At 61.3% G+C, this 23,516-nt stretch carries 25 protein-coding genes; 12 read left to right on the forward strand and 13 right to left on the reverse strand.

Going from position 1 to position 23,516, the window contains the following annotated elements; genetic code table 11:
• The first annotated feature begins 135 nt into the window (after positions 1 to 135).
• Entirely contained in the window at positions 136 to 1,668 is a 1,533-nt protein-coding gene (locus I8E17_RS19475; protein WP_113366565.1) for a YifB family Mg chelatase-like AAA ATPase, read from the forward strand.
• Positions 1,669 to 1,769: 101 nt separating this feature from the next.
• Here the strand turns inward: I8E17_RS19475 and cysK are convergent, their stop codons facing one another.
• Positions 1,770 to 2,738, reverse strand: a complete 969-nt coding sequence (gene cysK / locus I8E17_RS19480; RefSeq protein ID WP_069611084.1) for a cysteine synthase A — start codon at positions 2,736 to 2,738, stop codon at positions 1,770 to 1,772.
• Between the two features lie 136 nt (positions 2,739 to 2,874).
• A complete protein-coding gene (locus I8E17_RS19485; protein WP_113366566.1) occupies positions 2,875 to 3,492 on the reverse strand; it encodes a LysE family translocator in 618 nt (205 codons plus the stop codon).
• Positions 3,493 to 3,621: 129 nt separating this feature from the next.
• On the opposite strand from I8E17_RS19485, the gene I8E17_RS19490 reads away from it, so the two are divergent.
• The 3 genes from I8E17_RS19490 to I8E17_RS19500 are packed head-to-tail and all read left to right on the forward strand — an operon-like array spanning position 3,622 to position 5,460.
• Positions 3,622 to 4,179 carry a cysteine hydrolase family protein gene (locus tag I8E17_RS19490; protein WP_113366567.1) on the forward strand — a complete coding sequence of 186 codons (558 nt, stop codon included), beginning with the start codon at positions 3,622 to 3,624 and terminating at the stop codon, positions 4,177 to 4,179.
• Positions 4,180 to 4,201: 22 nt separating this feature from the next.
• Entirely contained in the window at positions 4,202 to 4,834 is a 633-nt protein-coding gene (locus I8E17_RS19495; protein ID WP_113366568.1) for a LysE family translocator, read from the forward strand.
• A gap of 38 nt (positions 4,835 to 4,872) precedes the next feature.
• The gene (locus I8E17_RS19500) at positions 4,873 to 5,460 is read left to right on the forward strand and encodes a hypothetical protein (RefSeq protein WP_229002056.1); all 588 of its coding nucleotides are present in this window, start codon (positions 4,873 to 4,875) and stop codon (positions 5,458 to 5,460) included.
• 2 nt (positions 5,461 to 5,462) lie between these two features.
• Here I8E17_RS19500 and I8E17_RS19505 read toward each other — a convergent pair whose 3' ends face one another.
• Positions 5,463 to 5,765 carry an NIPSNAP family protein gene (locus I8E17_RS19505; protein WP_112722736.1) on the reverse strand — a complete coding sequence of 101 codons (303 nt, stop codon included), beginning with the start codon at positions 5,763 to 5,765 and terminating at the stop codon, positions 5,463 to 5,465.
• The gene (locus I8E17_RS19510; RefSeq protein WP_113366569.1) at positions 5,762 to 6,676 is read right to left on the reverse strand and encodes a DMT family transporter; all 915 of its coding nucleotides are present in this window, start codon (positions 6,674 to 6,676) and stop codon (positions 5,762 to 5,764) included. Before I8E17_RS19510 ends, I8E17_RS19505 begins: the two co-directional genes overlap by 4 nt.
• A gap of 107 nt (positions 6,677 to 6,783) precedes the next feature.
• Between I8E17_RS19510 and I8E17_RS19515 the strand changes: the two genes are divergently transcribed.
• Entirely contained in the window at positions 6,784 to 7,248 is a 465-nt protein-coding gene (locus I8E17_RS19515; protein WP_069611091.1) for an Lrp/AsnC family transcriptional regulator, read from the forward strand.
• Positions 7,249 to 7,320: 72 nt separating this feature from the next.
• On the opposite strand, the gene I8E17_RS19520 is transcribed toward I8E17_RS19515, so the two are convergent.
• Together I8E17_RS19520 and dut are read right to left on the reverse strand one after the other, a co-directional pair.
• Complete coding sequence (locus tag I8E17_RS19520) at positions 7,321 to 8,214, reverse strand: GNAT family N-acetyltransferase (protein WP_069611092.1); 894 nt, start codon at positions 8,212 to 8,214, stop codon at positions 7,321 to 7,323.
• Positions 8,214 to 8,684: a dUTP diphosphatase gene (gene dut / locus I8E17_RS19525; RefSeq protein WP_069611093.1), complete on the reverse strand. Its 471-nt coding sequence runs from the start codon at positions 8,682 to 8,684 to the stop codon at positions 8,214 to 8,216. The genes I8E17_RS19520 and dut overlap by 1 nt, the downstream gene beginning before the upstream one ends.
• 91 nt (positions 8,685 to 8,775) lie before the next feature.
• On the opposite strand from dut, the gene I8E17_RS19530 reads away from it, so the two are divergent.
• The 3 genes from I8E17_RS19530 to tsaA all read left to right on the forward strand — a co-directional run bounded on the left by I8E17_RS19530 (position 8,776) and on the right by tsaA (position 12,151).
• Positions 8,776 to 10,359: a peptide chain release factor 3 gene (locus tag I8E17_RS19530; RefSeq protein WP_069611094.1), complete on the forward strand. Its 1,584-nt coding sequence runs from the start codon at positions 8,776 to 8,778 to the stop codon at positions 10,357 to 10,359.
• Positions 10,360 to 10,571: 212 nt separating this feature from the next.
• Positions 10,572 to 11,597 (forward strand): iron ABC transporter substrate-binding protein, encoded by a 1,026-nt coding sequence (locus I8E17_RS19535; RefSeq protein ID WP_113366570.1) that lies wholly within the window; start codon positions 10,572 to 10,574, stop codon positions 11,595 to 11,597.
• Between the two features lie 23 nt (positions 11,598 to 11,620).
• Complete coding sequence (tsaA, locus tag I8E17_RS19540; protein ID WP_113366571.1) at positions 11,621 to 12,151, forward strand: tRNA (N6-threonylcarbamoyladenosine(37)-N6)-methyltransferase TrmO; 531 nt, start codon at positions 11,621 to 11,623, stop codon at positions 12,149 to 12,151.
• 54 nt (positions 12,152 to 12,205) lie between these two features.
• Here the strand turns inward: tsaA and I8E17_RS19545 are convergent, their stop codons facing one another.
• The 3 genes from I8E17_RS19545 to I8E17_RS19555 all read right to left on the reverse strand — a co-directional run bounded on the left by I8E17_RS19545 (position 12,206) and on the right by I8E17_RS19555 (position 14,962).
• Entirely contained in the window at positions 12,206 to 12,415 is a 210-nt protein-coding gene (locus tag I8E17_RS19545; protein ID WP_069611097.1) for a molybdopterin-binding protein, read from the reverse strand.
• 64 nt (positions 12,416 to 12,479) lie between these two features.
• Positions 12,480 to 13,994 carry a choline-sulfatase gene (gene betC / locus I8E17_RS19550; protein ID WP_069611098.1) on the reverse strand — a complete coding sequence of 505 codons (1,515 nt, stop codon included), beginning with the start codon at positions 13,992 to 13,994 and terminating at the stop codon, positions 12,480 to 12,482.
• A 20-nt stretch (positions 13,995 to 14,014) separates the two neighbouring features.
• Positions 14,015 to 14,962, reverse strand: coding sequence for a choline ABC transporter substrate-binding protein (locus I8E17_RS19555; RefSeq protein ID WP_229002057.1), 948 nt, complete (start codon positions 14,960 to 14,962; stop codon positions 14,015 to 14,017).
• A gap of 99 nt (positions 14,963 to 15,061) precedes the next feature.
• Here I8E17_RS19555 and I8E17_RS19560 point away from each other — a divergent pair, with 99 nt between their 5' ends.
• On the forward strand, positions 15,062 to 15,964 hold the full coding sequence (locus I8E17_RS19560; protein ID WP_113366573.1) for a LysR family transcriptional regulator: 903 nt from the start codon (positions 15,062 to 15,064) through the stop codon (positions 15,962 to 15,964).
• Positions 15,965 to 15,974: 10 nt separating this feature from the next.
• On the opposite strand, the gene otsA is transcribed toward I8E17_RS19560, so the two are convergent.
• Positions 15,975 to 17,351, reverse strand: a complete 1,377-nt coding sequence (otsA, locus tag I8E17_RS19565; protein ID WP_069611101.1) for an alpha,alpha-trehalose-phosphate synthase (UDP-forming) — start codon at positions 17,349 to 17,351, stop codon at positions 15,975 to 15,977.
• Positions 17,352 to 17,402: 51 nt separating this feature from the next.
• Positions 17,403 to 18,197, reverse strand: coding sequence for a trehalose-phosphatase (gene otsB / locus I8E17_RS19570; protein WP_069611102.1), 795 nt, complete (start codon positions 18,195 to 18,197; stop codon positions 17,403 to 17,405).
• A 660-nt stretch (positions 18,198 to 18,857) separates the two neighbouring features.
• Between otsB and I8E17_RS19575 the strand changes: the two genes are divergently transcribed.
• Positions 18,858 to 19,673 carry a class II glutamine amidotransferase gene (locus I8E17_RS19575; RefSeq protein ID WP_069611103.1) on the forward strand — a complete coding sequence of 272 codons (816 nt, stop codon included), beginning with the start codon at positions 18,858 to 18,860 and terminating at the stop codon, positions 19,671 to 19,673.
• Here the strand turns inward: I8E17_RS19575 and coaBC are convergent.
• Positions 19,660 to 20,871 (reverse strand): bifunctional phosphopantothenoylcysteine decarboxylase/phosphopantothenate--cysteine ligase CoaBC, encoded by a 1,212-nt coding sequence (gene coaBC, locus I8E17_RS19580; RefSeq protein ID WP_113366574.1) that lies wholly within the window; start codon positions 20,869 to 20,871, stop codon positions 19,660 to 19,662. The genes I8E17_RS19575 and coaBC overlap by 14 nt on opposite strands.
• Positions 20,872 to 21,107: 236 nt before the next feature.
• Here coaBC and I8E17_RS19585 point away from each other — a divergent pair, with 236 nt between their 5' ends.
• Positions 21,108 to 21,554, forward strand: a complete 447-nt coding sequence (locus I8E17_RS19585; protein ID WP_219511459.1) for an ester cyclase — start codon at positions 21,108 to 21,110, stop codon at positions 21,552 to 21,554.
• A gap of 124 nt (positions 21,555 to 21,678) precedes the next feature.
• Here I8E17_RS19585 and I8E17_RS19590 read toward each other — a convergent pair whose 3' ends face one another.
• The gene (locus I8E17_RS19590; RefSeq protein WP_113366576.1) at positions 21,679 to 22,443 is read right to left on the reverse strand and encodes an SDR family oxidoreductase; all 765 of its coding nucleotides are present in this window, start codon (positions 22,441 to 22,443) and stop codon (positions 21,679 to 21,681) included.
• A gap of 119 nt (positions 22,444 to 22,562) precedes the next feature.
• Between I8E17_RS19590 and I8E17_RS19595 the strand changes: the two genes are divergently transcribed.
• Entirely contained in the window at positions 22,563 to 23,474 is a 912-nt protein-coding gene (locus I8E17_RS19595) for a LysR family transcriptional regulator (protein WP_113366577.1), read from the forward strand.
• Positions 23,475 to 23,516: the final 42 nt, after the last annotated feature.

Here is a 23,516-nt window from a genome sequence, read left to right on the forward strand (position 1 = left end):
ATTTCGGCATGCCTGAGGGAAGTTTTTGTTCGTTTATTGTTCTTGTTTCATTCCTTGTCTTGTGCCAGATTGCAACCCGAAGTTTGCTGATCGGGGCACGTAACGGCAAACGGGTTCGGCGACAGGGGATAGGGAATGGTAGCGCGCGTCAGTACGGTGGCGTTTCAGGGCATTGAGGGCGTACCCGTCGAAGTGCAGGTGATGATCGCGCCGGGCAAGGTGCTGATGCATATCGTCGGTCTGCCGGACAAGGCTGTCGCGGAGAGCCGTGAAAGGGTTCAGGCAGCACTACACGCCTCCGGTCTCGCTTTGCCGCCGAAGAAAGTCACGGTCAATCTCGCACCGGCGGATCTGCCCAAAGAGGGCAGTCACTTCGATCTTGCCATCGCGCTTGGTCTGATGGCGGCGCTCGGTGCGATTCCAGCCGATGCCCTGTCTTCCTACACCGTCATCGGCGAACTCAATCTCGACGGCACGATCGCGCCCGTTGCCGGCGCTCTTCCCGCCGCGATCGCCGCCAATGCCATGGGCAAGGGGCTGATCTGCCCGGCCGAAAGCGGACCGGAAGCCGCCTGGGCGGGCAAGGAGATCGATATTCTGGCGCCGCGCAGCCTGATTGCGCTCGCCAATCATTTCCGCGGCACGCAGGTTCTCTCGCGGCCGGAGCCGTCAGTCCGCGCCAATGCCGCCAATCTACCTGACCTCGCCGATATCAAGGGGCAGGAAAGCGCCAAGCGCGCCCTGGAAGTGGCGGCCGCCGGTGGCCATAATCTGCTTTTCGTCGGGCCTCCCGGCTCCGGCAAATCCATGCTCGCCTCGCGCCTGCCGTCGATCCTGCCGCCCTTGTCGACGAACGAGCTGCTGGAAGTGTCGATGATCCATTCGATCGCCGGCCAGCTTTCCGGCGGCAAGCTCTCGGACCGGCGGCCCTATCGCGCACCGCATCATTCCGCCACCATGGCGGCGCTTGTCGGCGGCGGCCTGCGCGCCCGGCCGGGTGAAGTCTCGCTCGCCCATCACGGCATTCTGTTTCTGGACGAGCTGCCGGAATTTTCGCCGCAGGCGCTCGATGCGCTCCGCCAGCCGCTCGAAACCGGCGAATGCGTCATCGCCAGAGCAAACCACCGTGTCTCCTATCCGGCCGGCATCCAGCTTGTCACGGCGATGAACCCCTGCCGCTGCGGCATGGCCGGCGAGCCGGGGCACACCTGCGCCCGTGGGCCGCGTTGCGCTTCCGATTATCAGGGCCGCATTTCCGGCCCCTTGCTCGATCGCATCGACATCCGCATCGACGTGCCGGCGGTCTCCGCCGCCGACCTCATCCGGCCGATAGCCTCGGAAAGCAGCGCCGATGTCGCACTCCGCGTTGCACGCGCCCGCGAGCGGCAGCGGGAACGCTTCGAAAGAGCCGGCATGAAGGATGTCAGCACCAATGCCCGCTGCTCGACGGCGATGATCGAGACCATCGCCGAGCCGGATGCCGCCGGCCTGCAATTGCTGCGCGATGCCGCCGAGAAGATGAAATTCTCCGCCCGCGGCTATCATCGCATCCTCAAGGTCGCACGAACGCTTGCCGATCTTGATGACAAGCCGACCGTCGGACGCATCCACCTTGCCGAAGCCATCTCCTATCGCATCGCCGGAGAGCGGCTGACCGCGCATGCCTGACAATGCGGGACTCCGCAGCATCTGATCGTCTCCAGCCGGCCTAAATGAAAAAAGGGGTGCCGAAACCCCCTTTTTCCAAATCAAGTTGGCGAATGGCTTTGTCAGCCGCCGAGACCTTCGAAAAGCGCCGTCGAGAGATAGCGCTCGGCGAAGGATGGGATGACGACAACGATAGTCTTGCCTTCGTTTTCAGGACGCTGGCCGATCTTGATGGCGGCCGTGAGCGCCGCGCCGGATGAGATGCCGACTGGCACGCCTTCGAGCTTGGCAACGAGCCGGGCTTGCTGAAATGCCTCGTCATTGCTGACGGTCACCACCTCGTCATAGACATGCGTATCGAGAACTTTCGGCGCGAAGCCGGCGCCGATGCCCTGGATCTTGTGGGGTCCGGGATTGCCGCCGGACAGAACCGGCGAATCCGCCGGCTCGACGGCGATGACCTTGATGTCGGGCTTGCGTGCCTTCAGCACCTGGCCGACGCCGGTGATCGTGCCGCCGGTGCCGATACCGGAAACGAAGATATCGACCTTGCCTTCAGTGTCGTTCCAGATTTCCTCGGCCGTCGTCTTGCGATGGATTTCCGGATTGGCGGGATTTTCGAACTGCTGCGGAATGATCGCATCCGGCAGCGACGCGGCCAGCTCTTCGGCCTTGGCGATCGCGCCCTTCATGCCCTTCGGTCCCTCGGTCAGCACCAGCTCGGCGCCGAGCAGCGCCAGCATCTTGCGACGCTCGATCGACATGGTTTCCGGCATGGTGAGGATCAGCCTGTAGCCCTTGGCCGCGGCGGCAAAGGCGAGCGCAATGCCCGTGTTGCCCGAGGTCGGCTCGATCAGCACGGACCGGCCGGGAGCGATCTTGCCCTGGGCTTCCAGGCTCTCGATCATGGCGACGCCGATACGGTCCTTCACGGAAGCGATCGGATTGAAGAACTCGAGCTTTGCCAAGATGTTGGCCTTGACGCCCTTCTCCTTCGCCAGCTTGTCGAGGCGGACCAGCGGCGTGTCGCCGATGGTCTCGGTGATCGAGGCATAGACGCGGCCGCGGCCGGGTTTGCGGGTGTCGGACATGGATAGCTCTCCCTACATTGGAATTATGCAATGACAATAGGATCAAACGCGCGCGGAAACCAGAGTGCACACCCGTTCCTCGCGTGAAGCGCGTGAGAAAAGAATCTCCCAAGGGCCTTCTTTAAGGATGTTTTTTTCAGGCGGCGCGCATGGCGATAAAGGCGGCAGTCGCGGCTAGGATACTGGCGGCGACCCGGTTCAGGATCTGCAGCGCCCTCGGCTTCTTGAGAAAGATGCGCGCTCGCGACGCCAGCAGAATATAGGGCACCAGAACGATCAGCAGGACGATGAAAGTCGCCGTCACCAGCGTCGCATATTCGCGCAGCCCGATGCTGCCGATATCGATCAGGGTCGGCACCAGTGCGACGTAGAAAAGCATGGTCTTGGGGTTGCCGAGCGTGACAAGCAGGCCGGAGAGGAAGGACATGCCGGCGCTGTTCGATTTCTTCGCGGCGATATCGGCCGCAAGCAGGCCCGCCGTCCAGAGCTTCCAGGCGATATAGCCGAGATAAAGCGCACCGGCGATCTTGATGACGATGAAGACCTCGGTGAAGGTCTGCGCCACGAAGGCAAGCCCGAGGATGACGGCCGTGAGGTAGATCGTGTCGCCGAGCACGAGGCCGAGGCCCATGAAGAAGGTTTCGCGAAAGCCGGAGCCGAGGGCGCGCGCCACGATTGCCGTGATACCGGGACCCGGGATCGCAGCGGCGATGAAAAGGGCGCCGCAATAGGCAAACAAGGCCGCGAGCGTCATGGAATTCTCCTCCTGAGATGGTATTCGCTCTATCTCACCACCTTTGCGTTTTCAAGCGATTGCGCCGGTACAGCGAACATATTACCAAGGCATTAACGGCGCGTCGCAACTGCTTTGCACAAGGATATCATGTCTTCCGCTTTGCTCCTGATCGATCTTCAGAACTCCATCCTGACAGGCCTCGGCACGCCGGATCGCCAGCCTGATATCGATGCTGCGCTGGAGACTGTTATCGCGAAGCTCGCAGCGTTGAAACACAGCGCCCGCGCCGCCGGCATTCCCACCTTCATCGTCCAGCATGACGGCGGTCCCACCCATCGTTTGGCCAAGCGCAGCGAAGGCTGGCAGCTGCGCCGGGAGATCGCGCCGGAAGCCGGCGATGCCGTCGTGCACAAGACGAGCTGTGATTCCTTTTTCGAGACGGATCTGGAGGCAAAGCTGCGAGCGCGCGGCGTCACTCATCTCATCGTCGGCGGTTGCATGACGCAGTTCTGCGTCGATACGACCGTGCGGCGCGCCGTCTCACTCGGTTTCGACGTCTCGCTGATCTCCGACGGACACACCACGGCGGATATGGGCAAACTGAGCTTCGAAGAGATTGTCACCCATCACAATATGCTGCTTGACGGTTTCGATGCCGGGCCGCATGAAATCAAGCTGGTCGCATCCACCGAAATCTCCTTCTGAAGCCCTTCCTGCCGGAGCCTCCATGCCGCATCTGACCAGCATGATCACCTTTGCCCTGATCGCTCTCGGCATGGTGCTGACACCCGGGCCGAACATGATCTATCTGGTGTCGCGCTCGATCTCGCAGGGGCCTGCGGCAGGCCTGATCTCCCTTGGCGGTGTCGCCTGCGGCTTCGTCTTTTACATGCTCTCGGCCGCACTCGGCATTACCGCTTTCGTCTTTGCCGTGCCTTTTGCCTATGATGCGCTGAGGCTGGCGGGTGCCGCCTATCTTGGATGGCTCGCTTGGAATGCGCTGAAGCCCGGTGGCCGCTCGGCCTTTCAGGTGCGCGAGCTGCCGAAGGATAGCGCGCGCCGGCTCTTCACGATGGGGCTGGTGACCAGCCTGCTCAATCCGAAAGTGGCGATCCTCTATTTGTCGCTGCTGCCGCAATTCGTCGATCCCGCCGCCGGCAGCGTCTTCACCCAATCGATCATTCTCGGCTTTGCACAGATCATCATCAGCGTGACATTCAATGCCATCTTCGCGCTGAGTGCCGGCTGGATCGCGATGTTCCTCACCCGCCGTCCGTCCTTCGCGCTGGTGCAGCGCTGGCTGATGGGCACTGTGCTTGCCGGGCTCGCCGTGCGCATGGCTTTTGAGGCTCAGCGCTGATGCGAGTTGTGTCAACAGCAGTCACCGCGGGTCTGCTGATGTTAGCAACCTTCGCGCCGCCTACCTCGGCAGCGGAGAAGGACGTGCAGACGATCGTCTTCATGCGCCATGGCGAAAAGCCGGAAGCAGGTCTCGGCCAACTGAGCTGCCAAGGTCTCAACCGGTCTTTGGCTCTGCCCTCGGTGCTAAGCAGGCTCTTCGGCAAGCCTGCTGCGATCTTTGCGCCGGATCCGTCGAAGCGAAAGGACGATTCCGGCACTTCCTACGATTATATCCGTCCGCTCGCGACCATCGAGCCAACGGCAATCGCCTTTGGAATGCCTGTCGATACCAGCTTCGGCTATGAGGATATCGAGGATCTGAAAGCCGAGTTGAAGAAGCCTGCCTATGCCGGCAAGTTGATCTTCGTCGCCTGGGAGCATAAGCAGATCGTCGATCTCGCCCGCCAGCTGATGAGCGAGAATGGTGGCGATGAAAAAGCGGTGCCGAAATGGCATGGCAAGGATTTCGACAGCCTCTATGTGCTGCGGATCGGCGGAGGCAAGGCGGGATCGGCGGCAACATTCGAAAAGATGGCGGAAGGTCTCGACGGTCTCTCTGAAGTCTGTCCGAATCCGGCTAAGTAAACCTAGAACACTGGCCGCATGAAGCTGCGTTCGTAGCTGATGATGCAGCGCGTTTCCTCGCCATAGGCAAGGGCGGCTTGGCATTCAGCATCTTCGGGTATTTTCAGCCGATATTCCTCATAGGCGGCAAGGCTCGGGAAGCTGAAGAGCGCCAAGGCGATGTTGCTGGCGCCTTCATGCGGCATGAAATAGCCGTGATGCGTGCCGCCCATGCGGTTGACCAGCGGAATCCAGAGCTTGGCGTAATGCTCGAACTGGGCAAGCTTGTAAGGGTCGATGACGTAACGAAGATAGCAGGTGATCATTCGGCGGCTCGCTTGGAAAAATGGTGGTTTCTATTCCAGGGCAGGGGGACCGTCCATCCCAGATTCATGCCGGCAGCAGCCGCGAGAATGATGACCGCGCCGAGGATCTGCGCCATGCCAAGCACATGGCCAAAGGCGAAGCGATCGACGATGATGGCGGCGATTGGATAGACGAAGGAGAGCGCGCCGGTCAGATGCGTCGGCAGCTTCTGAATGGCGCCATAGAGCAGCACATACATCAGGCCTGTATGCACGATGCCCATGGTGACGAGGATCGACCATCCCCCGACATCCTGGGGTGCGGCCGAGAAATTGGTAAAGGGTGCCAGCATCAGGATACCGGTCGAAACCTGAATGAGCGCGATCAGGTGCGGCGGCGTGCCTTTCAGCCATTTGGCGGCGATCGCCGCCAGCGCATAGAAGAAGGCCGCACCCAGCGAAAGCAGGATGCCGATCGCATAGCTTCCGCCACCTACGCTCTCCGCCGGCTTACCTTCGACGATCACGGCCATGCCGGCAAAGGCGAGGCCTAACCAGAAGAGCTTGGTGAAGGTGATCCGTTCGCCGAGGAACAACGCACCGAGACCCAGCAGCATGAAGGGCTGCGTGTTGTAGACGGTCGTGGCGATGGAAATGGAGGCGTGGGAATAGGCCGCGAAAAGCAGCAGCCAGTTGAGCACGATGGCGATCCCGCCACCGACGGCAATGGAAAATGTCTTGAGATTGAGGGTGCCGGGACGCAGCAGGCCCATGGCTCCGCAGATGACGAGCAGTGTCAGCGCCCCGAAGAAGCAGCGCCAGAAGACGACGCCAGTCACGGCTTGCCCGGACATCAGCACGAACCAGCCGATGGTGCCTGAAATCAGCATCGCCGCCGTCATTTCCACCGTGCCGCGCTTAATCTCGTTCATTGCCTTGCTCCCGTCTATCTACGCCAATCATATTGCTGTACCGGAGCCGGAGATATAGTTTTAGTAAGGTAATAGCGCCGAAATTCCTAAATAAATGAGGTAGAATAATGGGTGTTCCTAACGCGAGCCTGGGTCTGGATGAGATCGATCAGCGGATGCTGGAGTCGCTGGCGCGCAATGCCCGCATATCGTTGAAGGAACTGGCGGAAGCGGCCGGCCTGTCGTCGCCGAGTGCGGCGGAGCGGCTGCGGCGGCTGGAGGAGCGCGGCATCATCTCGGCCTTCACCGTCGATATCGCGCCGGAGGCGATCGGCTATCCCCTGCAGGCGATCGTCCGCATCCGGCCTCTGCCTGGCCAGCTGCATGTCGTCGAGCGCATCATTCAGGAGACGCCGGAGTTCATCGAATGCGACAAGGTCACCGGCGACGATTGCTTCATCGGACGCCTGGTGGTGCGGTCAATGAGCGAGCTCGATGGGATCTTGGACAAGATCACCGAGCGGGCCGAGACGAACACATCGATGATAAAGGCGACACCGGTCAAGCGCCGGCTACCGCCGCTTTCGCGCTAGAGCAATCCTAGGAAAAGTGGGCAGCGGTTTTCCGTTCGGAATTGCGAAATCCAACAAGCTGGAGCCGCGGCTCTAGAATTCCGCCATGGGCGAAAGCATGAGCGGCCCGGCAATATCATGGGCCGCTTTACCGCGCGCCATTAGCGTCGTGTAACCCTCGTAGGGCTGCAGCGATACCTGGCAATCCAGCCGATCCGGCGAAAAGCAGATCTCGATGCGATCGGGTTCGATAGCAAGCGCGGACAGGATGGTCGCCAGCGGTGGTATGGCCGTTGCCACGACATCAAGAAGCCAGAGGGTCGCGCCGTCGAATGTCCATGCGATGAGCACCTCATCCCCGAGTGCCGTCAGGCGGATCGCGGCGTTGAAGGAGGCATTCAGCAGAAACATCTCCGTCTGCCTGACAACGGCAAATTGGGCAGAGACCGGCTGCCGGTTTTGCAGCAGCGTCTTGATCAGGCGCAGATCATCAGGCGCTTCCAGCGACAGTTGCCGGGCAGCTGGGTCGGCTTTTCCAAGCTTCGGCATCTCCGCGACGAAGACATGTTGCGGTAGAGAGCGAAAGCCGTAACGCTCATAAAGCGCAGGCTTGTCAGTGAGCAGGAGATCGAGCTCGTGGCCCTCCGCCCGGGTGCGAGCAAAGGCACGCTGCATGAGATCGCGATAGAGCCCGCGCCCACGCCATTCCGGCCGCACCGCGCCGGACTGATATCCCGCTGCCCTGACGGCGCGGCCGTTGACGATCAGCGGCATGGAGAAGGCGGTGAAATTGGCGATGCAACGGCCATCGGCATCGAAATAGCCAAACGGCATGCTTGTGGGATCGGGGCCGCCCAATCGATCCTGAATGCCGACGTCGATGGAGAACGTATCTTCAAGCAGGTCGACAAGACCCTTCCACGCAGCAGGATCGCCGAAATAGTCCTGTCGTAAGATCAGGCCATGCGTCTGGGCAATCTCCGACATCACACGCCGGTCGAGCCGAAACCGCCTGCGCCGCGCGTGGTTTCGCTGATCTCCGCAATCTCGGCGATACGCACCTGCATGACTGGCGCTATGACCATCTGCGCGATGCGCATGCCACGGGTGATCTCGAACGGCTCCTCGCTGAGGTTGGCCAGCAGCACCTTCACTTCGCCGCGATAGTCGCTGTCAACCGTGCCGGGCGAGTTCAGGCAGGTAACCCCATGCTTGAAGGCAAGTCCCGAACGCGGGCGGATCTGCGCCTCGAAGCCTTCAGGAACTTCGAAGACAAAACCCGTTGGAACGAGAACCCGGTTCCACGGTGCGATCGTCAGCGTCGCACCATCGTCGATGGCAGCGCGCAGGTCCATACCGGCCGCGCCCTTGGTTTCGTAGGCCGGCAGTTCCAGGCCCTCCCCATGCGGCAGGCGGACGAGGTTCAGGGTCGGAGTGATGTCGGTGTGAATGGTCATGCGGCAATAGTTTGCGTTTGAAAGCCGGAGGTCAATTGCATTTGGGGCTTTGAGTCGCTAGATACGGCCGCAATTCACAGGATTCACATGCATGGCTGAAAGTCTCGCCGAGGCGGTTTCCCGCCGCCGCACATTCGCTATTATCGCTCACCCGGACGCGGGCAAGACAACGCTCACCGAAAAGCTGCTGCTGTTCGGCGGCGCCATCCAGCTTGCCGGCGAAGTCAAGGCGAAGAAGGATCGCATGCAGACGCGCTCCGACTGGATGAAGATCGAGCGCGAGCGCGGCATCTCGGTCGTGACATCAGTCATGACCTTCGAGTATGAAGGCAATGTCTTCAACATCCTCGATACGCCCGGTCACGAAGACTTCGCCGATGACACCTATCGCACGCTGACGGCCGTCGACGCCGCGGTCATGGTCATCGACGCCGCCAAGGGTATCGAGCCGCGAACGCTGAAGCTGTTCGAAGTCTGCCGCATGCGGGACATCCCGATCATCACCTTCATCAACAAGATGGACCGCGAAAGCCGCGATCCCTTCGAAATTCTCGATGAAGTCGAAGAGAAGCTGGCGCTGGATACGGCTCCGGTCACTTGGCCGATCGGTCGCTCCAAGACCTTCTGCGGCTCCTACCATCTGGCCGACAATACGGTGCGCGGTTCCGATACCGAGGTCGAGGCGACGAAGGTGAACGGCCCACAGGCGGTGGCCGACCGGCTGCCGGAAAACGAGCGCCAGGCCTTTATCGACGAGACGGAACTCGCGATCGAAGCCTGCCGTCCCTTCGACCGGGTCTCCTTCCTCGAAGGCCACATGACGCCTGTTTTCTTCGGCTCGGCGCTGCGCAACTTCGGTGTTCGCGATCTCATCAATGCGCTCGGTGCATTCGCGCCGCCGCCGCGCGATCAGGTCGCCGACATCAGGACGGTGCACGCCACCGACGAGAAGATGACGGCCTTCGTCTTCAAGATCCAGGCCAACATGGACCCGAACCACCGCGACCGCATCGCCTTTGCCCGCATCTGCTCCGGCAAGCTGGAGCGCGGCATGAAGGCGCGGCTGTCGCGCACCGGCAAGCAGCTCGGTCTCACCGCGCCGCAATTCTTCTTCGCCTCGCAGCGCCAGCTCGCCGATACCGCCTATGCCGGCGATGTCGTCGGCATTCCGAACCACGGGACCCTGCGCATCGGCGATACGCTGACGGAAGGTGAATCGCTCGTCTTCCAGGGCGTGCCGAACTTCTCGCCGGAAATCCTGCGCCGTGTTCGTCTCGAAGACGCGATGAAGGCGAAGAAGCTTAAGGAAGCCTTGCAGCAGATGGCCGAAGAAGGCGTCGTGCAGCTGTTCTCGCCCGAAGATGGCTCGCCCGCCATCGTCGGCGTCGTCGGCGCTCTGCAGCTCGATGTTTTGAAGGAGCGGCTGATGGCCGAATACGGCTTGCCGGTATCCTTCGAAATGTCGCGCTTCTCGGTGTGCCGCTGGATCTCGGCCGACCAGTCCGCCGATCTCGAAAAATTCGTCACCGCCCGCCGCGGCGATATCGCTCGCGATCTCGACGGCGATCCGGTCTTCCTCGCCCAGGACGGCTTCTCGCTGCGCTATGAGGCAGAACGTTACCCGGCTATCAAGATGGCCGCGATCAAGGAATATCACGCCGTCAAGGCGGCTTGATATCGAAGATGTTGCAGCCGCAGGCGACGAGCCTGTGGCTCATAGCGCTGATGCCCCGATGCTTCGCTCAGTTTCGCGTCGCGCGCCTCAAGCCGGCATGATTGGTTCGGATGCGTTTCATTTTGGAATAGTGCCATCGCGATGTTCCATCCGATATAGCGCTATGCCATAGTGCCGCCCCGAGGTCCCCTCGATCAGAACGAGCAGCTTTCATGATGAAATTTCTTGCGGTTCTTGCTCTGGCCGTTGTCGGCCTGATGCCGGTCGCAGCCGAGGCGCGAATCATTACCGATGCGGCCGGACGCACGGTGTCTGTGCCGGATAAGATCAACCGCATTCTGGTGGCCGGGCCGCCGGCAACAGTGCTGGTCTATGTGCTGGCGCCCGAAAAACTGGTGGGTTGGGTTCATGCCCCTGATGATGCCACCAAGGCCTATCTGATGCCGTCGGTGCGGTCGCTGCCGACAATCGGGCGCCTGACGGGCAAGGACGGCACGATCGGCGCGCAGGCAATCATCGATGCCAAGCCGGACATCATTCTCGATGCCGGCACGGTCGACCCGACCTACAAGGCGCTCGCCGACAAGGTGCAATCGGAAACACACATTCCGTATATCCTTGTGGATGGCAGCTTCGCCCGCACGGCCGATACGCTTCGCGACGTCGGCGCACTGGTCGGTGTCGAGGACCGTGCGAACAAGCTTGCCGACTATGCCGATTCAGCGATCAAGGATCTGAACGATAAGCTCGCGACGCTGCCGAACGATCCACGACCACGCGTCTATTATGGCCGTGGTGCCGATGGCCTCGAAACCGGGCTTTCCGGCTCGATCAATCTCGAGATCCTCGATGCCGTCGGCACGATGAATGTCGCCGCCGCTGCCGGTAAGGGCGGCCTCGCCAAGGTGACGCCGCAGCAGGTCGCCGGCTGGAACCCGGATATCATCATCGCCGAGAGCCCTGCCTTTGCCGCCTCTGTGAAAAACGATCCGCAATGGGCCGGCATCAAGGCCGTCAAGGACGGCAAGATCTTCGTGCCGCCGTCTCTGCCTTTCGGCTGGTTCGATTCCCCGCCCGGCGTCAATCGGCTGCTCGGCGTGCGCTGGATGGAGAAGTTGCTCTATCCGAAGCTCTTCCGCAGCGATTTTTCCGACGATGTGAAGGAATTCTACAAGCTGTTCTACCAGGTCGATCTGACCGACGATCAGCTGACGGCATTGCTGAAGGGCATGAAGTAACCACTCTGATAAGGAAAGCGTTCATGGTCCGGGAGAACGAAATTCGCGAAAACGAGGTGGCTGTCGAGCCGCCCGCGGCCTCGGATGCCTGCCTTACCTTCATCGGCCGCATTTCGACACCCTGGACATCGCGCATGGAAACGCCGCGTCAGGGTCGGCACGACGGCCCGATCTGCCGGATCGAGATCTTCGAGCCTTGGGTGGCAGCGTTGAAGGGCGTGGATGTTTTCGAGCGGCTGGAGGTTCTCTATTGGCTCGATCGGTCTCGCCGGGATCTCGTGCTGCAGAGCCCGGCCAACAGCGGCAAGGTGCATGGCACTTTTTCACTGCGCTCGCCAGTGCGGCCGAACCCCATAGGCACCTCCATCGTCAAATTGGAAGCCGTCGAAGGTGCCGTGCTGCTGGTGCGTGGCCTCGATTGTCTTGATGGTACGCCGCTACTCGATCTGAAGCCGGATCGCACCCTGTTCAAACCGATGGCGCCGCCGCAGCCCGGAGATTTCCAGACGGGCGACGGCGAGACGGTGCATTACTGCCAGAAGCGCGATGCTTAATTGTTTCACGCAATCCCTGGCGGAAAACCGCTGCGCAGTTACCTTGCAATTGCTTTAGTCGACGGCGACCATGACGTCGGACGCTTTGATGACCGCATAGGCAGAGGAGCCCACCGCGAGGCCCAGCTCATCCACGGCTTCGTTGGTGATCGAGGAGGTGACGATCGAGCCGTTGCCGATATCGATGCGGACATGCGCCGTCGTCGCGCCCTTGGTGATTTCGACGACCTTGCCCTTGAGGCGGTTTCTAGCACTGATTTTCATGGATGTTTCTCTCTTGTGACCGGCGCGACAATATCGTCGTCTCCGGCGACGAACCATCGAAATCCTATTCGCCGCGCGGATAGCGCTGGTTTTCCTCCAGCACGTTGAGGTCCATATGGTTGCGCATGTAGCGCTCCGAAGCCTTTTGCAGAGGCTGGTAGTCCCACGGATAATAGGCGCCGTTGCGAAGCGCCGTGTAGACGACCCATCGCCGTGCTTGGCTCTCGCGCACGGCAGCGTCGAAGCTTGAAAGATCCCAGCGCGCCATGGCCTGCGCCGTCAGTCTCTCCAGCGTTTCCGCGTAGGCCGGGTTGCCTGCCAGATTGGTCAGCTCCTTCGGGTCCGCGTCGATGTCGAAGAGCATCGGCGGATCCTTCTCGCAAAGGGTCAGCTTGTAATTGCCGTCGCGTAAGGCCACGAGCGGCGCCTCGGAGCCTTCCGCGGCATATTCCATCGGCACAGGACTGCGGCCTCCGGTTCCAAGAGCCAGCGAGGTCAGATCCTCGCCATCGGTCCAGCGTTGCAACGATGCGATGTCGATCCCGGCAAGGGCGGCGAGCGTCGGCGTCACGTCCAGCGTCGAAACCGGCTGGTCGATCCGCTTCGGCTGCCAGCCGGGGGCTGCGATCATCAGCGGCACGCGGGCGGAGCCTTCGAAGAAGTTCATCTTGAACCAGAGGCCGCGCTCGCCGAGCATGTCGCCATGGTCGGAGACGAAGAGAATGATCGTGTTGTCGGCCATGCGGCCGCGCTCGAGCGTGTCCAGGATCTCGCCGATCTTCTCGTCGACATAGGAGATATTGGCGAAATAGCCGCGCCGTGCCCTACGGATCTGCTCCGGCGTGATGTCGAAGGCGGTGTGGTCGCAGGCCTTCATCAGCCGCTGCGAATGCGGGTCCTGCTGCTCGAAGGGGATTTCGCCGACTTCCGGGTCCAGCGCCGGGCAATCCTCATAGAGATCCCAGAAGCGGCGGCGCGCGACATAGGGGTCGTGCGGATGCGTGAAGCTGACCGTCAGGCACCATGGCCTTTCGTCTTGGCGGCGGGAGAGATCGTAAAGCTTGCGGGTCGCGTGATAGGCAACCTCGTCGTCATATTCCATCTGGTTGGTGATCTCGGCGACACCTGCCCCGGTCACGGAACCGAGATTGTGATACCACCAGTCGATGCGCTCGCCGGGCTTCGTGTAGTCCGGCGTCCAGCCGAAATCGGCGGGGTAGATGTCTGTCGTCAGCCGCTCCTCGAAACCGTGCATCTGATCCGGACCGACGAAATGCATCTTGCCAGAGAGCGCCGTCTGATAGCCGGCGGCGCGCAGATGGTGGGCGAAAGTCGGGATATCGGAGCAGAATTCGGCGGCATTGTCATAGACGCGCGTGCGGCTCGGCAACTGCCCGGACATGAAGGAGGCGCGTGCCGGCGCGCAGAGCGGGCTTGCCGTATAGCTATTGGCAAAGCGAACGGAGCGCTTCGCCAGAGCCTTCAGGACCGGCGCATGCAGGAACTCGGCCGGGCCGTCGGGGAAGAGCGTCCCGTTGAACTGATCGACCATGAGGATGAGGATATTCGGGCGGGACATGCGGATGTCTTTCTTGCGGGTCAGAGGCCGATGGCGGCTTTGACCGCCTGGAGGCCAGGCTTGCCGTCGATAGTGGTGACGCCGGAAAGCCAGGGCGTCAAGGCGTCCGGATGCGCCTTCAGCCAGGCAGTGGCCGCGTCCTTGGCGCTCTCGCCGCCGAGGATCGATCCCATCAACGAATTCTCCATGCCGATGTTGAAGGTTAGGTTATGGAAGAGCTTGGCGGCGTTCGGGCATTGCGCCGACCAGCCGGTGCGCGCCAGCGTGTAGACCTCGGCGCCGCCGTAATTCGCGCCGAAATAGGCATCGCCACCGGAAAGATATGCGATCTTGAAGCGCTCGTTCATGGGGTGCGGCGCCCAGGCGAGGAAGACGATCGCCTGCTTGTCCTTCGAGGCGCGCTCCACTTGCGACAGCATGGCCTGCTCGCTCGATTCCACCAGTTCCCAGCCCTTCAGGCCGAAGTCGTTAGCGTCGATCATCTTCTGGATATTGGCATTGGCGGGCGCGCCCGGCTCGATACCGTAGATCTTGCGGCCGAAATCGTCGCCATACTTCTGCAGGTCGGAAAAATCCTTGATGCCCTTGTCGGCGAGGTAGGCGGGGACGGCGAGCGTGAACTTCGCGCCCTGAAGGTTACGGTTTAGCACTTCGGCTGCCTTCGCCTTGTTGAGATCGTCGACGAAGGCCTTCTGCGCCGGCATCCAATTGCCGAGGAAAACGTCTATCTCGCCTGTCTTCATCGCCTGGTAGCCGATGGGCACGGAGAGCGTCTTGATGTCGGGCTCGTAGCCGAGCGCGGTTAAGAGCACGCCGGTCACGCCGTTAGTCGAGGTGATATCGGTCCAGCCGGGATCCGAAAGGTGGATCGTCTTGCAGCTGTGGCCATCAGCCCGGGCGATGCCGGCAAGGGAAAGGACTGAAAGAAGAGCGCCGGCGGCGAGCCGTCCCATTGCAGAGATGCACATGACGATGGTTCCCTCTTGTTATTGGATTATTTTATTGAACATCACTAGAGTTCCCGCTGTGAAGCAGGCATTTTTCGATGGATGCCAAAAGGAAATTTTATGGTTGAACGTCTCGTCGATCTTGGTTGGCTGCGGATATTCCTGGAAGTGGGCCGCTCCGGCAGCCTCTCCGGCGCCGCTGCAGCGCTTGGCCTGACGCAACCGGCCGTGAGCTATCAGATCCGCCGCATCGAGGAGCAGATGGGTGTGCCCCTGTTTCGCCGCCAGCATCGCGGCGTTGCGCTCTCGCCGGAAGGGCAGCGCCTGTTCGAGATCGTCGAAAAATCCGTCGGCAGCGTCGACCATCTGGTGCGCAGTTTCCGCGCCGAGGCGGAACGGCCATCCGTTCGCCTGCGCACGGATTATGCTTTTTCCGCGCTGTGGCTCATTCCGCGCATGCATGCGTTCCGGTTGCTTCACCCAGAAGTGGATATCCAGATCGTCGCCACACAGCGGCTGGATCGTGGCGCGCCGGAAAGTGGCGATATCGCCGTCTTCTTCGGCACGCGCAGCGAATTCGGTCCTGCCGCCACCTTGCTTCTGCCGGAAAAGGTCGTGCCGATCTGCAGCAGGGGCTTCGCGGAGCGCCACGGTCCATTCACCGATCCCTCGCAGCTCGCAGGCACCACGCTCGTCAATCTCGATTCGGAGATGCCGTCGCCCTGGTTCGACTGGGAAAGCTATCTTTCTGCCTTCGGCATTGCCCGCGACGCCTATGCCGGCCGCGGCGATCTGCGCTTCAACACCTATTCGCTGGTTGTGCAGGCAGCGCTCAGCGAGCAGGGCGTTGCCATCGGCTGGATGGGCCTTGTCGATTCCCTGCTTGCCGCCCGGACGCTGGTGGCGGCCGGCCCGATGCTGGAGGCGCCGGAGCGGGGTTATTGGCTGCTGCCGCCGGCGGCCGCAAACCCGGAGGCGGAGCGGCTGGCGCAATGGCTGCTCACCGAAGCCGCCACCGGATGATCATCATGCTCTATTCCGCCGTAAGATCGGCAAGAAACGTCTCGCACCAGCGCGATACGTCATTTTCAAGCAGATAATCCATCATGCCTCGCCAGCGTTCCTGCCGCTCCTGCAGCGGCATGTTGATGGCGCGCGCGAGCGCATTGGCGGTACCGTCGACATCATAAGGGTTGACCAGCAGAGCGCCTTTTAGCTTGCGCGCGGCCCCGGCAAAGCGCGATAGCACCAGCACGCCCGGGTTTTCAGGGTCCTGCGCCGCGACATATTCCTTGGCGACCAGGTTCATGCCGTCGCGTAGCGGCGTCACGAGCCCGACCTTCGCAATCCGGTAAAGGCCGGCTAGGATCGGGCGGCTGATCGAGCGGTTGATATAGCGGATCGGCACCCAGTCGACCGTTCCGATCGCGCCATTGACCCGGCCCGCCTGTTCGGCAACCGCGTTCTGCATCGCCTCATATTCGGGGACTTCCGAGCGAGATTTCGGCGTGATCTGCAGATAGGTGATGCTGCGTTGGTGAGCGGGATTGTTGGTGATGAAGCGTTCGAAGGCATCGATGCGCTGGGTGATGCCCTTGGAATAATCGAGCCGGTCGACGCCAAGGATCAGGTCGCGGCCTTCAATGCTTTGCCGCACCTTCTGCACCATGCTGTGCGACGCGGCCCTGCGGGCGAATTCGGCAAAGCCCGCCGTCTCGATGCCGATCGAATAGGCGCCGCCGCGAAAGTCATGACCGTGCGCGCTGAAATGGCCGGGGCTTTTCTCGATGCCCATGCCCTCGCGCTTCAGGCAGCCCGCAAAGTTCTCAAGATCATGGTCCGTCTGAAAACCGAGCAGGTCGTAGGAGGAAAGGCCACGCATGATCTCCTCATGCACCGGCATGGCAAGCACGACGTCCGCCGGCGGCCAGGGAATGTGCAGGAAGAAGCCGATGCGGTTCTTCAAGCCCATCTGCCGCAACTCTGCCGCCAGCGGAATGAGATGATAGTCGTGCACCCAAATAATGTCGTCGGGTTCGATCAGCGGTGCGAGCCGGTGGGCAAAGAAGCGGTTGACGCGGAAATAGCCGGTCATTTCCTTGCGGGCATATTCGGCGAGATCGAGCCGGTAATGACAGATCGGCCAGAGCACGCGGTTGGCAAAGCCCTGATAATATTCCTCGACATCGGTCTGAGTAAGATCGGTCAGCGCATAGGTGATGTTGCCATCCTGCGTCATCTGCAGCGGCTCAGGCTCGACGTCGCCGCTCGATTTGCCGGACCAGCCCATCCAGATGCCGCCGCGCTCGGCAAGGGCTGCCTGCAATGCCACGGCAAGGCCGCCCGCAGCTGCTGCGCCCTTGTGATCGGGCACGGAAACGCGGTTGGAAACGATGATGAGACGACTCAACGGTAACTTCCTTTCGAGAAGGCTGGGATCGGTGTCGATGTGATCGACGGATTACTTGACGAGTGTTCCCAGCACGTCTCTTAAACGCGCAGGCGAGCCAATGGATGCACGCGCAAGCGTTTTTCCGTTGGCATCGCCGATGCGCACGGATTGGCCGCCGAGACGGTTGGCGGCGGCAAACATCGTCTCGTCGGTCACGTCGTCGCCGATCGCGACCGGGCGGCGCCCCTCAAAGGGCGTTTCGGCAAGAAACGCCTCGACGGCATGTCCCTTGCTGGCGTGGGAAGGGCAGATTTCGAGGACCATCTTGCCGCGCTGCAGATTCCAGTCGGGACCGGCTTCCTCCAGATGGCGTTGCATGACTTCGCCGATTTCGGCCTCGTATGCGGGTGCGTGCCGAAAGTGAACCGCGACCGCAGCCCCCTTGTCCTCAACGATGGCGCCGGGCCAGGAGAGTGCTTCGTGCCGAATGACCTGCTTCATCGCCTGAAAGGCGGGCGGGATATGCGCCCGCCGCAGCCGGCCAGCCGCATCGCGCCGCTCCGCGCCATGCAAGCCGGCGACGGGAAAGCGGAAGGGCGCGAAAAGAGGATCGACGAATTCGATGGCGCGGCCCGTCACCAAGGCCAGCGCGCCTCCAAGCTGACGGGAGAGCGCATGTAGCGTGCCGGGCAGATAGTCGGGCACGACGATGGCTTCCGGCCTTTCGGCGAGATCGAGCAGGGTTCCGTCGATATCGAGGAACAAGGCCCAGTCCTGCGGATACAAGGAGAGTGCGGTAAGGGCCGGCTCGTTCAGTGGCCTCGGTTTGGCTTCACCCTGTTCGGGCTGTTCCTGAGAAGACATGTCGGGTTAGCTATGGCGCTCTTCGCATTTGGCAAGGAAAAAATAACGGCTGAAAATCAAAAGGGGCCGCCTTAAGCGACCCCCCATGAGCTTTGGCCCGTAACTGGCCTGAAGCGGCGAACGCTTCGGGAAGGTGCTGATCAGAGCGAGGGCTGCCTCGCAACGCTCACAACCATTTCCATGCCGTATACAAAGACCGAAATCTCACTAGACATTGGATCACCTTCCTTTCGTTACGTTTCAGACAAGCTTAACGTAGCTCAAATTTGACTTGATGCAAGAGGCACGGCCTCGGGGAGCTTCACACTTATTGTCGCAGTGAAATGTGTTGCCTGCCGCATGTCGGGCAAGAGCCCTGCCGTAGCGGCCTTCACGAAGAAAATGTTGCGATGCGAAACGTGAACGGACGAAGCGTCAAATATCTGTCATCTTGCGCTGCACGGGACGGAAAATTAAGACTTTATTACCCATTCCGCATAAACAATCGTCCTGGCGCCGGATGATTTTAGGTCGGCTCGACCTAAAATCTGAGCCGCTCTGGAATCGAAGAAGTAGAGCGTGATGTCGTCCGAAAACCGCCTACACTTTTCGGCATCACGCTCTGGATTTGCCATTCTCCCGCGGGACAGGAACACAGGCGGGAATCGGAGTAGAAGACGCATGTGTCGCTGGGCAGCCTATCGTGGAGACCCCCTCTATCTGGAGGAGCTGGTGTCTTCGCCCGCCCACTCCCTGATCGAACAATCCCATTGCGCCACGCGCGCCAAGACGGCAACCAATGGTGACGGCTTCGGCATCGCCTGGTACGGTGATCGGCCGGAACCGGGCCGTTACCGCGATATCCTGCCGGCCTGGTCCGATTGCAATTTGAAGAGCCTGGCGCGGCAGATCCGCTCGCCGCTCTTCCTCGCCCATGTCCGTGCGGCCACCGGCGGCGGCACGCGCCGCGACAATTGCCATCCCTTTGTTTTCGAGAACTGGTCCTTCCAGCACAACGGTCAGATTTCCAATTTCGACCGCCTGCGCCGGCCGATGGAAGCCATGCTCGACGACCGGCTCTTCCATGCCCGCAGCGGCACGACCGATTCCGAGCTCCTGTTCCTGTTGGCGATGCAGTTCGGTCTGGCAACCAATCCGATTTCGGCGGTCGCCCAGACCATCGGCTTCGTGGAAGGCTTGTCGCTGCATCTGACCGGTTCGGTGCTGGTGCGCTTTACGGCAGCCTTTTCCGACGGCAAGTTGCTCTACGCGGTCCGCTATGCGACCGATCGCAAAGCGCCGACGCTCTATGCCTCGCCCGTCGGGTCAGGCTACTGCCTCGTATCGGAGCCGCTGAACGACGACACCGATGCCTGGCGCGAGATCCCCGATGGCAGTTCCGTCATGATCGACGACACGGGTGTCCAGGTCACGCCCTTCCAGCCGGAAGAGCATGCCGCCGGGGAGAGCCGGACTCCGGCTGCTATCCCTGCTTGAACTGTTCGGATATCAGCGCCGCCAGCCGCACCGCCACCTCATCCTTGTCGAGATCGGGCCACTGCTCCACGCCGTGATGGCTGATAATCTTCACGCGGTTTCGTGTACCGCCCATGATGCCGGTTGCGGGTGACACGTCATTGGCGACGATGAAGTCGGCGCCTTTGCGCTCCAGCTTGGCGCGAGCATTGCTCTCGACGTCTTGCGTTTCGGCGGCAAAGCCGATCACGAGTTTCGGCCGCTGCGTATGATGGCCGACGGTTTTTAGAATGTCCGGATTTTCGGTGAGCGCCAGCGTCGGGATCGACTCGCCTGGATGTTTCTTGATCTTCTGGTCCGATGCGGAAGCGACGCGCCAGTCTGCGACCGCCGCCACCATCACGGCGATATCAGCCGGAAGGGCCGCAAGCACCGCATCGCGCATCTCATCCGCCCGCTCGACGTGGATAACATTGAGGCCGACCGGATCGGGTATGGTAACCGGGCCGGAGACGAGCGTGACATCGGCGCCGAGCGCAGCAAGCGCTGCCGCAATCGTATGGCCCTGCCGTCCCGACGAGCGGTTGGCGATGTAGCGGACGGGGTCGATCGGTTCGTGCGTCGGCCCGGAGGTGACGACCGCCTTCTTGCCGGCAAGCGGCTTGGCGCCGTCATCCAGCCGTCGCTCGACAGCCGCGACGATATCGAGCGGCTCCGCCATCCGGCCGGCTCCGCTTTCGCCGCTCTCGGCCATTTCGCCGGTCATGGGGCCGACGAAGGCGATGCCGTCGCTGCGTAGAGTTTCGACGTTGCGCTTGGTCGCTGGATGGGCCCACATCTTCGGGTTCATCGCGGGGGCGACGAGGACTGGTCTATCCGTGGCGAGCAATATGGTCGAGGCGAGATCGTCGGCCAGCCCGTTTGCCATCTTGGCGAGCAGATCGGCAGTCGCGGGCGCGATCAGCACGAGGTCGCAGTCACGCGCCAGCCTTATATGGCCGACATCCTGCTCATCCTGCCGCGAAAACAGATCGGTGAAGACATGGTCGGCGGCCAGCGCGCCGACGGCAAGCGGCGTGATGAACTCCTGTGCGCCCGATGTCATAACGGGCCGCACGCTTGCTCCGCGCTCGCGCAGCCGGCGAATGAGATCGAGGCTCTTATAGGCCGCGATACCGCCGGAGATGATGAGGAGTATGCGCTTTCCTGCGAAAACCATGCCTGAACCCGTCGCCTGTTCTTTTGTTCACAAGCCTAAGCCTTTGGCGTGTCATAGGCAATCGTCGCGTGCTTCCATCGAGCTCGGCGTGTCGGTGATTGCGATGCAAGTGATCGGATTTTTCGCTCTTTGCAGCCAATGATCACGTCGGCATCACCGACTTGTCATTTGCGGGCATCTTCGCCCTTGACGAAAGTGAACGTGTTAACGACCAAAGGAGCAATGCCTTGAAACTGATGAAAGTCGCTGTCATCGCCCTGCCAATCATGGCCGCTGCCATGCCGGCCTTTGCCGAGCGCGCCTATTCGCCGCAAGAGCAGAAGAACAAGGAGATCGTTCTGGATTTCTACCAGAAGGCGCTGAACGACAAGGATTTCGACGCGGCTTCCAAATATCTCGGGAAGTACATCCAGCATAATCCTCTTGCCGCCGATGGCCCCGAAGGCCTGCGCGGTTTCCTGGAGTACCTGAAGAAAAACTATCCGCAGTCGAAGAGCGAGATCAAGCGCGTGATGGTCGATGGCGATTATGTGATCCTGCGCGTCCACGCCATTCGCCAGCCGGGCGACCGCGGCAGCGCCATCGTCGATATCTTTCGCGTCGAGGACAACAAGATCCAGGAACATTGGGATGCGGTACAGCCGATCCCCGAGACCTCGAAGAATAGCAATACGATGTTCTGAGCGGAAACGCCGCGGCTCGTTCAAAGCATTCGAGCGACATGATCCCGCAACCATTCACATGTTGCGAGATCATGTCCGTGTTCCGAAGCTGCCGGCGCGATGATTGCGTCGGCAAAACAATCGGTCAGGTACGCGTGATCGACAGGCCGCCGTCGACGAGCGAAGCCGTGCCGCTGACGAAGCTTGCATCATCGGAGGCGAGATAAAGGACCGAGCGAGCAATTTCTTCCGGGCCGGCGACGCGCTTCAGCGCATGCAGGTTGGTTATGAATGCCTGCTTTTCTGCCGTATCGTTCATGTCGCGATACATATCGGTATCGACGGCACCCGGTAGGACGGCATTGACGCGGACATTTTGCGGGCCGAATTCGGCGGCGAGCGTTTGCGTCAGGCCGATCAGGCCTGATTTGCTGGCGGCATAGGCGGCAACACCCGGGAAGCTGACGGTATGGCCGACGAAGGTCGACGTGAAAATCACAGAGCCACCGCCGTGCTTGATCATTTCGCCGATCTGGTGCTTGGCGGCCAGGAATGACGCGGTGAGATTGATCGCCAGCGTTTCGGAAAAGCCTGCCTCCGAAACTTCGGTGCTGGGACCGGCCTCGCCGAGCGTGCCGGCATTGTTGAAGGCAATATCAAGCTTGCCGTAACGCTCGACTGCAAGGGCGACCAGCGCCTTGTGGTAGTCTTCCGAGCGCACATCGCCGGCCAACACCGCTGCTTCTCCGCCGGCGGCCTTGATCTCGGCGGCAAGGCTTTCCAGCTCTGCAACACGGCGAGCGCCGACGACAACCTTTGCGCCTTCGGCGGCAAAGAGCTTTGCCGTGGCGCGGCCGATGCCGGAGCTGGCGCCGGTGATGATTGCGACTTTTCCATTCAAACGGTTCATTGTTCCATCTCCTGTGTGAGGACGTATCTTTCGGTTTGTCCGATACGAGGAAGATGGCCTTTTCCGATCGTTCGGATTAGCCTTCAAAAAGAGAAATTCGAATTCGGAGTTTCCGAACGATGCTGAAGATCGACGGGATCGTGACGTTCGTGACTGTAGCCGAGGCCGGCTCGATCAGCGAGGCGGCGCGACGCCTGCGCCTGTCGAAATCCGTGGTCAGCGAGCGCCTGTCGGAAATGGAGAAGGCGTTGGGGGCAACCCTGCTTCATCGCACGACCCGCAAGCTGACGCTGACGGAGGATGGCGCCGCCTTCCTGCAGCGCGCGACCCGCATCGCGCAGGAGGTGCGCGAGGCGGCGGCCGATCTTGCCGAGCGGCGCGGCACGCTGATGGGGCCTTTGCGCATTGCCGCACCCGTCACCTTCGGCCGCCTGCATCTGGGGCCGGCTCTCTATCCGTTCCTCGCCGATCATCCGGAGATCGAGCTGACGCTTGATCTCGACGACCGTCGGGTCGATGCCGCTTCGGACGGTTATGATGCGATCATACGTCATGGCCTGATCGCCGACTCGCGCCTCGTCGCCTGGAAACTCGCCCGCAGCCGCCGCCTTCTCGTGGCCTCGCCGGATTATCTCAGTCGTCACGGCAAACCCGCTTCGCTCTCCGATCTCGAGGATCACCGCGGAATTTTCTACACCCATCGCGGCGTCGCGGACTGGCGTTTCGAGCGACCAGAGGGCGCCGTCGTCATTCGTGCGAAGCTGGCGCTGGGCGTCAACAATGGCGATGTCCTCCACGATGCCGCGATTGCCGGCCTCGGTATCGCCTTGCTGCCGGCCTTCATTGCCGCGCCTTCGGTGAGGGAGGGGCGGCTTGTCGAGATCGACGTCGGCTACCGGCCGGAACCGGAATTCATCTTCATGGCTCATCCGGAGGGGCGCAATCCCTCGGCCAAGCTGCGCGCCATCGCCGATCATCTGAAAAAAGCGTTCGGCGATCCGCCTTATTGGGAGCGGGAGCAATTCCGGTAAAAGTGTGAAGCTGTTTTGCGTCGGGAATTGCGTGAAAACAAA

It is taken from the genome of Rhizobium sp. AB2/73, from assembly GCF_020871915.1.
GTDB classification, from domain to species: domain Bacteria; phylum Pseudomonadota; class Alphaproteobacteria; order Rhizobiales; family Rhizobiaceae; genus Rhizobium; species Rhizobium dioscoreae.